We start from the raw sequence: 12329 nt of genomic DNA, 5'->3' as shown, positions 1-12329 counted from the left end.
CATCAGGAATTCTTGCAGAAAGCGGCCGGCTGATGAAAGACCGCAGAACAATGATGGCATACTCCCCTTCGAGCTGAAAGAGTGAATGCAGTAATTCTTTCCGGGTATTCCCGTTACAGAAGAAAGCGATTGATGGATCGCTAAGCGGCTGCCGCACTGGCAGCAAGAAGAGTGGTACCGCGGATCATTCCGTCTCTTTTCCCTGGGAAAGGAGACGTTTTTTTTTCGATATTCGCCGTTTCTGCGACCACAGACTGTCCGTTTTGCACACGCTCAGAGGCTGCATTTTCATCGTACTGAACAGAAAAGAGGATATTACATGAACGCGAACAAGTATTCACCGGGGTACTTTCCCCCAAAGACCAGCGAATACCGCTGGGTCAGAAAAGATCATCCGGACAAGGCGCCGTACTGGTGCTCCGTCGATCTGCGCGACGGCAACCAGGCGCTGATCGTGCCCATGTCCCTGGAAGAAAAACTGGAATTTTTCAAGCTGCTCTGCGACATCGGCTTCAAGGAAATCGAAGTCGGCTTTCCGGCCGCAAGTCAGACCGAATATGAATTTCTGCGCACGCTGATCGAGCAGGATCTCATTCCGGACGATGTCACCATTCAGGTGCTCACCCAGTGCCGGGAACACATAATTCGAAAGACGTTTGAAGCCATTCAGGGTGCTCCGAAAGCGGTGGTTCATTTTTATAATTCGACTTCGAAAGCGCAGCGCGAACAGGTCTTCAAAAAGTCCATGGAGGAAATTAAGGAAATCGCGCTGGACGGTGCCCGTCTGGTCAAGCAGCTTTCCCAGGAATACGACGGCAATTTCCTGTTTGAATATTCGCCGGAATCCTTTACCGGAACCGAACCGGACTTTGCGCTCGACGTCTGCAATGCCGTAATCGACATTATGGAGCCGACACCCGATCGGCCGATGATCATCAATCTGCCCGTTACAGTCGAAATGTCGCTTCCGCACGTATACGCCAACCAGATTGAGTACTGCTCCGACCGCCTCCATAACCGTCAGTCCATTATTCTTTCCACGCATCCGCATAACGACCGCGGAACCGGCGTCGCCGATACGGAACTGGCCCTGCTCGCCGGTGCTCAGCGCGTGGAATGCTGCCTTTTTGGAAACGGGGAACGCACCGGAAACGTCGATGCGATTACGCTGGCGATGAACATGCTCGTTCTGGGCGTGGATCCGGGCCTCGATTTTTCCAATATGCCGGAAATCGTCGAAACGTATGAACGCCTGACGCGCATGCATGTGCATGACCGGCAGCCTTATGCGGGTTCGCTCGTCTTCGCAGCGTTCTCGGGAAGCCATCAGGATGCAATTGCCAAAGGCATGAAATGCAAGGAAGAAGATCCCGAAGGCCGCTGGACCGTTCCTTACTTGCCGATCGATCCGCAGGATCTTTCCCGCACATACGACGCGGATGTCATCCGTGTGAATTCGCAGTCCGGAAAAGGCGGCATCGGCTATATTCTCGAAACGCGCTACGGCTACAATCTGCCGCCGAAAATGCGCGAAGACTTCGGCTATAAAGTGAAGGATATTTCGGACCGCCACCATTCCGAACTGAAGCCGGATGAAATTTTCGAAATTTTCCAGTCGGCGTATCTCAATCTTGCTGCTCCGGCTTTCGATATTCACGAAGCGCACTTCATTCAGGGCAAGACGCTCAAGGCGATCGTCTCGGCCATTTATCAGGGCGAGGAAGTCGAATGGTACGCCTCCGGAAACGGCCGCCTGAACGCGGTCAACAACGCCATCAAGGGCGGAACGGGTCTGGAATACACGCTCGAAACGTATACCGAACATTCCCTTTCCAATAATTCTTCCGCCAGCGCTGCCTGCTATGTCGGTCTGCTCTGGCCGGACGGCAGCCGCACATGGGGCGCGGGCACGGATTCCGATATCATTTTCGCCGGAATTCTCGCCCTCGCCTCTGCGCTGAACAATCGCTTTATTCAAGAGGAAAAAGAAGCGCTCGCATGAGCGAAGAAGAGGAGACTGAACTTTATGGCCATGACCATGACCCAGAAAATTCTGGCCAGCCATGCCCGTCTCGATTCCGTTGAAGCCGGCCAGCTGATTTTAGCGGATCTGACAGGCGTGCTGGGCAACGACATTACGACCCCGGTAGCTATTGCCGAATTTGAAAAAGCCGGATTTGATTCTGTATACGATCCGGAAAAAATCAACATTGTACTCGATCATTTCGTCCCCAATAAGGACATCAAGGCTGCCAAGCAGTCCGCTGCGTGCCGTTCCTTTTGTAAAAAACATGAAATTTCCCACTTTTACGATGTCGGCAAGATGGGCATTGAACACGCCCTGCTTCCGGAACAGGGACGAGTAACCGCGGGCGACTGCCTGATCGGTGCCGATTCCCATACGTGTACATACGGTGCGCTCGGCGCGTTTTCGACCGGCGTCGGTTCAACCGATATGGCCGCCGGCATGGCCACTGGTAAGGCGTGGTTTAAAGTGCCTTCCGCTATTCAGGTCGTCCTGAAGGGAAAGCTGCCCCGGTACGTATCCGGCAAGGATGTAATCCTTTCGCTGATCGGCCAGATCGGTGTAGACGGCGCGCTCTACAAATCGCTCGAATTCACGGGCGAGGGCGTGCAGTCGCTTTCCATGGACGATCGCCTCTGCATCTGCAATATGGCCATTGAGGCCGGCGCCAAAAACGGCATTTTCCCCGTGGATGAAAAAACGATCGCCTATCTCAAAGAACACGGCGCCGCGAATCCCGTTATTTTTGAAGCCGATCCGGATGCCGTCTATGAGCAGACGATCGAAATCGATCTCGATCAGCTCGTTCCGGTTGTGGCCTGGCCGCACCTGCCGGAAAATACCCGGCCGGCAAGCGAGTCTGGGGAAGTTCAGATCGATCAGGTTGTCATCGGCAGCTGCACCAACGGCCGCATGGAAGATATGGACGCGGCGTATGAAATTCTCAAGGGCCGTCATGTTGCGAACGGTGTTCGCTGCATCATCATTCCGGCGACCATGGACATTTACAAGCAGTGCATCGCCAACGGCTATCTGATGGCGTTCATTGAAGCCGGCGCTGTCGTTTCAACGCCGACCTGCGGTCCGTGTCTGGGCGGCTACATGGGCATTCTTGCTCCAGGTGAACGCTGCATTTCCACCACCAACCGAAACTTTGTCGGCCGCATGGGCGATGTCACTTCCGAGGTGTACCTCGCTTCGCCCTGCACCGCCGCCGCCAGCGCCCTGACTGGATCTATTACCGATCCGAGAAATCCGGATCTGAATTCGAATGACGATATGGAGGACAACGCTCATGAATAATGCCTGCGGAAAAACCTTTCTTTATCCTGACAACGTCGATACGGACGTCATCATTCCCGCCCGCTATCTCAATACTCCGGATGCACAGGCGCTTGCTGAACACTGCATGGAAGATATTGATCCCAGCTTTACGCAAAAGGTAAAAGCCGGCGATCTGATTACCGCGGGATGGAACTTTGGCTGCGGATCGAGCCGTGAACACGCGCCGCTGGCGATTAAAACGGCCGGCATCTCCTGCGTCATCGCGAAATCCTTCGCGCGCATTTTTTACCGCAACGCCATCAATATCGGGCTGCCGATTCTTGAGTGTGAAGAAGCTGCGGACCAGATCCAGGCCGGCGATGAAATCGAAGTCGATTTCGCGACGGGAACGATTACCGACAAAACGCAGAACAAAAGCTGGAAAGCCCAGCCGTTTCCAGAATTCATTCAGGCCATCATCAGTCAGGGCGGCTGGATGAACTATTTGCGGCAGATGGAAAAAGACTGATTGGAAAGATCGGTTCAGCCGTCCATCGAAGCGATCAGAAACTCAGAAAATAGAGAAATATGCATCTCTGGATTTCACGCGGCAAAAGAAACGTTCAGAGATACAGAATTCTGAATCTGCGAAGTCACAGAAAGACAAAACGCTGAAAACGAACCGTTAAAAACAAAGCAATATAAAACAAAGCGTTAAAAGAGAAAAACCGAAATACGGAGAGAAAAACCATGAACAAAACCATCGGTGTCATTCGCGGCGACTGCTCGTCGCGCGAAATCGTCGAACAGACGCTGCGCGTACTCGATCGAATTGCCGAAAAATACAATCACGAATGGACGTATGTGCCAATCGCCATGGGCGGCGACGCCATTGACCAGTTTGGCGAACCGCTCCCGCAAAGCGAACTCGACAAATGCCTTGCGGCGGATGCAGTCCTGCTCGGTGCCGTCGGCGGTCCAAAGTGGGAAGGTCTGCCGGGAGACAAACGGCCGGAAAAAGGCCTGCTGGCTCTGCGCAAGGGCATGGGCCTGTTCTCAAACCTGCGCCCGGCGAAAATCTGGCCGCAGCTGGCCGGCGCGTCCCCGCTCAAAAAGGAAATTACCGATCAGGGTATCGATTTTGTCATCGTGCGCGAACTGACTGGCGGCGTCTACTTTGGCGAACACACCACAAAAGAAGTGAACGGCGTCCGTCAGGCGCTCGATCTCATGCCATACGATGAAAACGAAATCCGCCGCATCGGCAAAGTCGGCTTTGAAACGGCCATGAAGCGAAACAAAAAGCTTACCCTGGTCGATAAAGCCAATGTCCTCGATACGTCCCGCCTCTGGAGAGCCGTTCTCTACGATCTGGCGAAAGACTATCCGGAAGTGGATTTCGATGTGATGTTTGTGGACAACGCCGCCATGCAGATCTGCAAAAATCCCGCGCAGTTCGATACGATCGTCACCGAAAACATGTTTGGCGACATCCTTTCCGATGAAGCGTCCGAAATTACCGGCTCGATCGGCATGATCCCCTCGTCCTCGCTTGGCGAAGGCACACGGGGCCTTTATGAGCCGATCCACGGGTCGGCTCCCGACATTGCGGGAAAGAACCTCGTGAATCCGCTGGCGTGCATTCTCTCCGCCGCCATGATGCTTCGCTATTCCTTTGGCATGGAAGAAGAAGCGTCCGCCATCGAAAAGGGCGTCGAAGCGGTGCTCAATAAAGGGCTGCGTACAGCCGATATGATGAGCGAGGGTATGACGCAGGTCGGCACCCGCGAAATGACAGATGCGCTGCTCGAAGAACTCGCTGACTGAATTTTTTACTGTACTCAGCGGCTTTACCGGTCAGTCGGTCGCCAGGCCGGATTTGGGAGGGAAAGGATATCCCAGTCAAATCGCAAATCCATCCCCAGGGATATAGCCAAAAAAATTCCAAAACTATCAAAACTATATAGAACAGTCAGAAGCGGTTTTCAGCCGGCCTTTTCCCTGCTGGGAAAGTGCCGGCTGAAGACCGCTTTTCTGCACAGCCCGCGCTTCTTTGTGCACCGGTTTAAGGAACGGGAAAAAACAAGGAATAAATGCGGGATTCTTTTTGTCAAAGGAAAAAGGAATCACTAAGAAGCGATGAAATTATTCTTAAGTCCTTCTGGAAAGATAGCCCGTCGATATAATCGAACTATCGAGATCAAAAAGGAGGAAGGATGCATGGATTTTCTGGAAATGATGCCCTGGATCTGGGGCGCTCTGGCGGTTCTCTTCGGAATTGTAGAAGCCATGACCGTTTCCATGGTCAGCTGCTGGTTTGCGATCGGCGCTGGCGTCGCCGCACTTGCTGCTCTGCTTCACGCCGCTCTCTGGCTGCAGATTCTTCTGTTTGCGCTGGTTTCCGTTCTTTCCTTTGTTCTGATTCATCGCCGGCTGATCCGTGCATTTCACTTTCAGCCCGAACCGGACGGCGCGCAGGTGTATCTGGGCAAGACGGGACGGGTAACCGAGACGATTCGTCCCAGCCAGGATGGACGCGTACTTGTGGAAGGCCGGGACTGGAAAGCATCGTGTTCTTCCGCCGTCGAAGCCGGAAGTCTGGTTCGAACGCTGCGTCTTCATGGCGTTACGCTTGAAGTCGAGCCGCTGCAGACACCGCCGGGCACGAAAGAATGAGTCCAGGCTGTCTAAAGACGCAAAAGGATATCGAAAAACAGAAATAAAGCTGATCCCGAAAGGGCAGTGAAAAAGAGACTGTAAGGAATTCTCGTATACGAAAGGAAATCGCTGTATGCCCACAATTTTTAAACTGATCACAATTGTCATTCTCGTCATCGTCGCTCTGCTCGTGCTGACCGGTCTGGTCCAGAGTATCGTGCGGATCGTTCCGCAGGCCCATGCCTATGTCATTCAGCGGCTGGGAACGTATCTCGAAACCTGGGACGTCGGTCTTCACTTCAAGATTCCGGTGATCGATAAAATCGCAAACAAAGTCGATCTCAAGGAACAGGTAGCGGACTTCCCGCCGCAGGCTGTCATTACGAAAGACAACGTCACGATGCACATCGATACCGTGATCTACTTCCAGATTACGGATCCAAAACTGTTTACGTACGGGGTGGAAAACCCGATGAGCGCGATCGAAAATCTGACTGCGACAACGCTGCGAAACATTATCGGTGAAATGGATCTCGACCGGACACTCACTTCCCGTGATGATATCAATACCAAAATGCGCGCTACGCTGGATGAAGCTACCGATCCGTGGGGCATCAAAATCAACCGCGTCGAGCTGAAAAACATCATGCCGCCGCAGTCGATTCAGGAAGCCATGGAAAAGCAGATGAAAGCCGAGCGGGAACGCCGTGAAAAGATTTTGCGTGCCGAAGGGGAAAAGGAATCGACGATTCTCGTTGCCCAGGGACGCCAGGAAGCGGCCATTCTTGAAGCGCAGGCTTCCCGCAAGGCGATGGTAGAAGAAGCGCTGGGTAAAGCCGAAGCCATCAAGGCGGTACAGAAAGCGACCGCAGAAGGTCTGCGCTACTTAGCCGAAAGCGGCATTACCGATGAAGTGCTTCGCCTCAAGGCGCTCGAAGCGTTTGAAAAAGCTGCCGACGGCAAAGCCACCAAAATTATCATTCCTTCCGAAATTCAGGGAGCAGCAGCTCTGGCTCAGGGCATCGTTTCCGCCGTATCCAAACCGGATCCAGAGGGAAGCGACAGCGCCAAAGCGTAAAGCCGCATTTCATTCACAAATCCAGCAGACCGTCGTCCCGCAAAGACGACGGTCTTTCTAATGTCTAAAGCGAAACGAAAGGGAAAAGGGAAGAAACAGAAAAGCACAGACAGATGACGAGGCTGTCTGTGCTTTTCTGTCTAAATTCAATAAATCCGCGCTCCGAAAAAGAGGGGGGAAATGAGAGCGGATTTTCTGCACGCTTCCCAAAAAGAGGAATCGGGCTGCCGTCGGGCGAAGGGGGGAAAGCCCGGATGAGAAAGAATAATTGGGAATGATAGGGGGAAAATGAAGGGAAGATGCAGAGTGCGGCTGTAAAGCGTGACGTGATGTTTAGAAGCCGTTTCATGACGGTATGAAGGGATTATGAACGGTACATGAATCCGGCTGCTGCTTTTGTTCGATCGGAGCCAAAAAAACAGGTAATGTCATTTAGTAAACGTGGGCAGTTATTTACTAAAATCTTTACGGTTATAGATTACGTTCAGCACAAGATATAATCAATGCACACAACAAAAGAAAACTAAAAAAGTTTGCACTTTTTAACAATGTTACCGTTTCCCCGGGATAAAAAACAGTACAAACTTGTTCGATTTCTTAAAAATATTTTAAAAAGTGCAAATGACTATCCGGAATTGTGAGAATTAGTACCGATTTTAAAAAGACAACTAAAAAGGTAAAATAAAAGTAAAACTAGGAAAACACGGTGAAAACAAGAGGGAAACAAAGCGGAAAATGGGAAAGGTAAATGGAAAATCATTGGAAAATCAAACAAAAAGTGCCCGGTAAAATACCGGAAAACACGATCCGAAAGACTCCCTGGACGGTTTCGTATTCGCGTTTTTGCTCGAAAAGGGATTCGGTTCGAGAAAACCATCCGGATGCTTTGCCAGGAAAACGCTCTTTTCCCGCACAAACCAGATCAGCAATCGAGACAAAGAAGGATGCGCCCAAGGCATTGCCTTCTCCTCAAAAAACAGATCGATGCAAGGAAGAGGATGTGAGAAAGAGGGGCAGACAGGAAAGAGAAACGGCTCTCTCTCTTTCTGGAGAATTCCTTCCGATCGAATCTGCATCCGTCGCAGAGGTTTGTATCCTTACCGGACAAATACGACAAAAAAACTGGCAGTTACAAAAGACGCATAGTATTCTCAAACTAGCGATACAGATTTAGACGATCGCTTACCGAATGAAAAACGGCAGTCAAAGCTCGTCTTTTTCAGGACGGATCCGCTCAGAAACAGGACGATCCGATTCCTGCAGGCGAAAAGGCAGAAAACGCTGTCTGTTTTTGTCGTTCATCTGGAGGAAAATGTCCTGAATCACAAAACGAAAAGCCTGGGAAAAGCCGTACTGCTCAGCGCTGTCACAGCCGCGTTCTTGCCCGCAAGCCTCTATGCAAAAACGCAGACCAGTGTAGGCAAGGTGGAGTTTCGGAATGCGGATGATTTTCGCTATGTCCAGCCAGGGCAGACCGGGACGTTTCAGACCGATTTTTTGAAGATCGGCAATGTTCAGCCGACCGGAAAAATCGAACTTCGCTCGCAGACGCCGGATTTACTGGATGTCAGCGAAGAAGGCAACTGGAGCGCAAAAAAGGAAGGCGTTGCCTATGTTACGGCGGACTGGCAGTATTCCGCGGAATCGATTGAAGCGCTGAAGAAGCAGGATCCCGACTGGAAAGATATCCGCCCCGAGACCGTGGAGAGCGTAGCCATCTATATTTCTGGAATCGGTTCGGTCTACCGCCTGTACAACCCAAATACAGGGGAACATCTGTACACATCCGATCTCAACGAAAAGACGGTACTCGCGCAGGCGGGCTGGAGTTATGAGTCGATCAGCTGGCTGAATGCGGCCGATTCGAGCGCTCCGATCTACCGCTTGTATAATCCAAATGCGGGCGATCATCACTATACGCAGGAAAAGAAAGAGGCAGACTACCTGGAAAAACAGGGCTGGCTGCTGGACGGCACGGTGCTGAACGCGGATAGTGAAGATCAGATTCCGGTATATCGTCTCTATAATCCGAATGCCAAAAGCGGAGCGCATCATTTCACCACGGACAAAGCGGAATATGCGTGGCTCGCTGCGCAGGGATGGAAAGAGGAAGGCATCGCGTTTTATACGTCTTCTGCGGACCGTCTTCCAAAAGACGATCTGCCTTTACCCGCTTTACCCGAATAGGTTTTGAACTGCGCTCTTACGGTCTTTGCAGCTGGAGAGGAAAACAAAAACAGCTCATGAAACAGACTTTTTGCACAGAGAACTTCACAACAGTCACGAAGTTCTCTGTGCTTTTCTTATTCCGCTTCTCCAGCAGAAGACGCTCCAAGCGAAGCGTCGGACAGAGCGGTCGAAGAATCGTCCGCGAAAAGACATCCGAAAAGGCGGGCTCGATGCCCGTTTTCTTTTCCCGTTACGGATTCTGGATGGCCTGAAAATAAAAAAATCAGCCGCAAGGAAAGCGGCTGATGCATATAAAATTTTTAAATTCGAACTAGCGGGCAAGATCGCGGTCGAGAATTTCGAACGTCTGTTCGACGCTGTCGGCGATTTCACAGAGCGAGAAAACCGATTCGTGAATGAAACCGGCTTTTTCCATGTCGTGCATGGCCGCAAACAGGGAATCGTAGTAGTGATCAAGGTTGAGAATGATCAGCGGCGCGTTAAGCTGGCCAAGCTGCTTGAGCGTGATGATTTCAAAAAATTCTTCGAGCGTGCCGATGCCGCCTGGCGTAACGATAAAGGCGGTCGACAGCGATTCCATGAACGCCTTGCGCTCACGCATCGTGCGCGTAAAGACGGTATCCTTGCCTTCTTCAAAAAGAACGCCGGGCTGCTGGAAAAAATACGGGGCAATGCCAATCGTCTGGCCGTTTTTGCTGAGACAGCCGCGGGTCGCCGCGCCCATCATGCCGGTATCGCCGGCTCCGTTGACTAACATCCAGCCGCGCGAAGCAATGCCCGCACCAATTTCAAAAGCTGCATCTAAATATTTCTGATCGACGGCGTTGCTCGAGCCGCCGTATACGCAAATTCCTGGAGTACGCATAACGTATCCCTCCTGTCTGAATGAGAATGGTTTTGTTTGAAATGAATAAATAAATAATCCGGCTTTGCTGCAAAATGCAAAGCCTTCAAAAGAACAGTCCGCCGCAAATCCGGTGACAAATCGACAACTCTGCCGGAAATTTGAAAGTTTGAAACGTCGAAAGGGGCTCAGGCTTTGGAGGTAGAAGAAACGGGATCGGTGTCTGCAGCCAGATGGCCGTTGGTCACGATGTCCGTTTCGGTTTCCTCGTCTTCAATCGCCGCTTCCATTTCGAGATTTTGCGCGGCGCGCCGGTCGTGCAGATAGCTGTGAATCGTCTGCATGCGGCAGTCCGTTTCAAAAAGCATCTGCGCGCATTCATAAAGTTCCTGGTTGACGAAGGTGCTTTCGGGAAGATCCTTCTTATAGCGCATCTGGTGTTCGAGCGCTGCCCAGGAATCCATGGCGGTCGTGCGCAGCTGGATTTCAAACTGAATGTTCTCTCCGGTAATATCGCACAGTCCGATCACATGGACCGAGCGATAGCCCGAAGGTTTTGGATGCGCGACGTAATCCTTGATTTCCGTGATCTGGATGCGGTCGAGCGTCTGCAGGCGCTCAATCGCGGAGTAAATATCGTTGAGATAGGAACAGACGATTCGAATGCCCACAATATCGTGCAGCACTTCGGCCGCGTCTTTTACCGTGACTTCATAGCCTAGCCGCTGCAGTTTGGCGGACAGGCTGTCCATCGTTTTCAAGCGGCCGCTGATCGAGCGGATCAGCGAGTGATTGCGGTTGCGTTCGAGATCGTATTTGAGGTTCAGGACAGAGCGGAGAATGTAGTCGTGCGTCTTGAGGCAGGTTTCCATCAGCTGTTTCCAGCTTCTGTCGTTCCATTCCTCTTTTTCGTTTTCACTTTCCATGACTGTCCTCCTTTCGGACAAAATTAAAACAGTTCGCATCGGAAGAGGCCGCGTCATACGCGTAGCCCATTTCGTCAAAGTCTTTCATGACATCCGGCTCTTCTGCCTGTCGGTCGGCGAGAAAGCGGACCATCTGGCCGCGGGCTATTTTGGCATAGACGCCTTTTTCGCGCCGCTTTCCCTTTTCGTCTTCTTCATAAAAGTGAACGTCAATCAGACGAATATACGGACTGACGGCGCGGGAATATTCCTTGGATGCCAGGTTGATCACGGTCTCGTCTTCCAGCGCACTGGCCAGCCGATCGCCCCAGAAGGCGTAAAGACTCTGGCCAAGGGCCGGAATCTGCTGGGCCATTTCCAGACGATAGGGCGTAATGCCATCGAGCGGGCGAAGTACGCCATACAGCGCGCTGAGAATGCGCACATGCGCCTGCACGTAAGTCCATTGCGCGTCTTCAAAGACGCCGGGAGCCATGTACGTAAAGGCGATGCCGTCATAGGCAAGCAGCGCGGGCGTTTTCAAAGGGACAATGCCTTCTTTTTCCTGCAGAAGCGCCTGATAGACGGGTTCAAGCGTGCGCTCGGAACAGCCGTAGAGCGCCTGCAGCTCGTCGCGGCTCATCGCCTGCAAAAGGCGACTGAGCTGATCGTGTTCGGGCAGAAACGCAGGTCTTGTTAATTCAAATTCGTGGTCGTCGCGAACTTTCATCTTTTTCGCGGGAGAGAGAATAATTTTCACGTCTCTATTATAGGGAAAATCGGCAGGCTGTATGCCTCAATCCCGAAAGGCCAGGACCGCAAAAAGAAGTGCAGGCTGCGCGTACAGACCCGAAAAGATCAGGATAGGACAAAGTGGCTGTCTCTGGCGCGGCATTTGCTTCGCTCTTGGGACAGCTCCTTTTGTTTTACGCTTTTTTGCCGGGCAGAACAGGCCGGACGCTCAGTGGTCCGCTGGCGTTTTTTCCGACTTGAATCCTATGGTCTGCAGGACATTTCCCTTAGCCTGCAGATCGTAGAGATCCAGCCGTCGCAAAGACCAGAACGGGGAGCGGTGCCGGATTTTCTGGACCTGGTCTGGATCGATGTCGACCAGAAGCAGACCTTCTTCGCCATTGAGAGCAGCGAGAATCTGACCGTCGGGCGACACGGCCATGGAATGGCCGTAGCTCTGGTACGATCCATAGTCCGCGTGGGCCGGATTAGCAGCCAGCACGAACACTTCGTTTTCCATCGCCCGCGTCTGGATCAGCGGCGCCCAGTGCTTTTTGCCGGCATGGACGTTAAAGCCGGCGCACACCGCCAGTAAAAAGCAGTCTTCGCAAAGCAGGCGGCAGACTTCCGGAA

The 12329-nt window shown here is 52.2% G+C and carries 12 protein-coding genes and 1 other annotated feature (1 of these 13 running past the window's edge); of the genes, 8 read left to right on the top strand and 4 right to left on the bottom strand.

The features are described 5' to 3' along the window. Window positions 1-200: a binding site (T-box leader), on the top strand (it extends 25 nt beyond the left edge of the window). 119 nt (window positions 201-319) lie between these two features. The 8 genes from ACLUYS_RS02430 (at window position 320) to ACLUYS_RS02395 (ending at window position 9212) form a co-directional block, all read left to right on the top strand. Then, window positions 320-2002, top strand: a complete 1683-nt coding sequence (locus ACLUYS_RS02430) for a 2-isopropylmalate synthase (protein ID WP_412658921.1) — start codon at window positions 320-322, stop codon at window positions 2000-2002. 24 nt (window positions 2003-2026) lie between these two features. Beyond that, window positions 2027-3328: a 3-isopropylmalate dehydratase large subunit gene (leuC, locus tag ACLUYS_RS02425; RefSeq protein WP_412658920.1), complete on the top strand. Its 1302-nt coding sequence runs from the start codon at window positions 2027-2029 to the stop codon at window positions 3326-3328. Then, entirely contained in the window at window positions 3321-3818 is a 498-nt protein-coding gene (gene leuD / locus ACLUYS_RS02420; RefSeq protein WP_288339481.1) for a 3-isopropylmalate dehydratase small subunit, read from the top strand. Before leuC ends, leuD begins: the two co-directional genes overlap by 8 nt. Window positions 3819-4039: 221 nt before the next feature. After that, the gene (gene leuB, locus ACLUYS_RS02415) at window positions 4040-5116 is read left to right on the top strand and encodes a 3-isopropylmalate dehydrogenase (RefSeq protein ID WP_412658918.1); all 1077 of its coding nucleotides are present in this window, start codon (window positions 4040-4042) and stop codon (window positions 5114-5116) included. A 393-nt stretch (window positions 5117-5509) separates the two neighbouring features. Further along, a complete protein-coding gene (locus tag ACLUYS_RS02410; protein ID WP_230267753.1) occupies window positions 5510-5965 on the top strand; it encodes an NfeD family protein in 456 nt (151 codons plus the stop codon). A 115-nt stretch (window positions 5966-6080) separates the two neighbouring features. Continuing rightward, the gene (locus ACLUYS_RS02405) at window positions 6081-7025 is read left to right on the top strand and encodes an SPFH domain-containing protein (protein ID WP_412658916.1); all 945 of its coding nucleotides are present in this window, start codon (window positions 6081-6083) and stop codon (window positions 7023-7025) included. A 748-nt stretch (window positions 7026-7773) separates the two neighbouring features. Next, entirely contained in the window at window positions 7774-8199 is a 426-nt protein-coding gene (locus ACLUYS_RS02400) for a hypothetical protein (RefSeq protein WP_230267755.1), read from the top strand. Window positions 8200-8450: 251 nt separating this feature from the next. Further along, the gene (locus tag ACLUYS_RS02395) at window positions 8451-9212 is read left to right on the top strand and encodes a hypothetical protein (protein ID WP_412658915.1); all 762 of its coding nucleotides are present in this window, start codon (window positions 8451-8453) and stop codon (window positions 9210-9212) included. A gap of 313 nt (window positions 9213-9525) precedes the next feature. Here ACLUYS_RS02395 and ACLUYS_RS02390 read toward each other — a convergent pair whose 3' ends face one another. The 4 genes from ACLUYS_RS02390 to ACLUYS_RS02375 form a co-directional block, all read right to left on the bottom strand. Further along, the gene (locus tag ACLUYS_RS02390; RefSeq protein WP_230267757.1) at window positions 9526-10080 is read right to left on the bottom strand and encodes a TIGR00730 family Rossman fold protein; all 555 of its coding nucleotides are present in this window, start codon (window positions 10078-10080) and stop codon (window positions 9526-9528) included. 167 nt (window positions 10081-10247) lie between these two features. Then, a complete protein-coding gene (locus tag ACLUYS_RS02385; protein WP_412658914.1) occupies window positions 10248-10985 on the bottom strand; it encodes a GTP pyrophosphokinase family protein in 738 nt (245 codons plus the stop codon). Further along, complete coding sequence (gene yaaA / locus ACLUYS_RS02380) at window positions 10975-11724, bottom strand: peroxide stress protein YaaA (protein ID WP_230267759.1); 750 nt, start codon at window positions 11722-11724, stop codon at window positions 10975-10977. Before yaaA ends, ACLUYS_RS02385 begins: the two co-directional genes overlap by 11 nt. A 201-nt stretch (window positions 11725-11925) precedes the next feature. After that, window positions 11926-12329 (bottom strand): nitrilase-related carbon-nitrogen hydrolase (locus tag ACLUYS_RS02375; protein ID WP_412658912.1); only part of this gene is annotated, 404 nt, incomplete at its 5' end.

Origin of the sequence: Allobaculum sp., assembly GCF_047010065.1 — a bacterium.
GTDB classification, from domain to species: Bacteria; Bacillota_I; Bacilli_A; order Erysipelotrichales; family Erysipelotrichaceae; genus Allobaculum; species Allobaculum fili.
This window is presented reverse-complemented; position numbering and strand designations above follow the sequence as displayed.

Bases quoted from the DNA above. Each gene is read 5' to 3' on its own strand.
- ACLUYS_RS02400 (WP_230267755.1), top strand. From the start codon at position 7,774: ATGGAAAATCATTGGAAAATCAAACAAAAAGTGCCCGGTAAAATACCG.
- leuC (WP_412658920.1), top strand. From the start codon at position 2,027: ATGGCCATGACCATGACCCAGAAAATTCTGGCCAGCCATGCCCGTCTC.
- ACLUYS_RS02385 (WP_412658914.1), bottom strand. From the start codon at position 10,985: ATGGAAAGTGAAAACGAAAAAGAGGAATGGAACGACAGAAGCTGGAAA.
- leuB (WP_412658918.1), top strand. From the start codon at position 4,040: ATGAACAAAACCATCGGTGTCATTCGCGGCGACTGCTCGTCGCGCGAA.
- ACLUYS_RS02430 (WP_412658921.1), top strand. From the start codon at position 320: ATGAACGCGAACAAGTATTCACCGGGGTACTTTCCCCCAAAGACCAGC.
- ACLUYS_RS02405 (WP_412658916.1), top strand. From the start codon at position 6,081: ATGCCCACAATTTTTAAACTGATCACAATTGTCATTCTCGTCATCGTC.
- leuD (WP_288339481.1), top strand. From the start codon at position 3,321: ATGAATAATGCCTGCGGAAAAACCTTTCTTTATCCTGACAACGTCGAT.
- ACLUYS_RS02390 (WP_230267757.1), bottom strand. From the start codon at position 10,080: ATGCGTACTCCAGGAATTTGCGTATACGGCGGCTCGAGCAACGCCGTC.
- ACLUYS_RS02410 (WP_230267753.1), top strand. From the start codon at position 5,510: ATGGATTTTCTGGAAATGATGCCCTGGATCTGGGGCGCTCTGGCGGTT.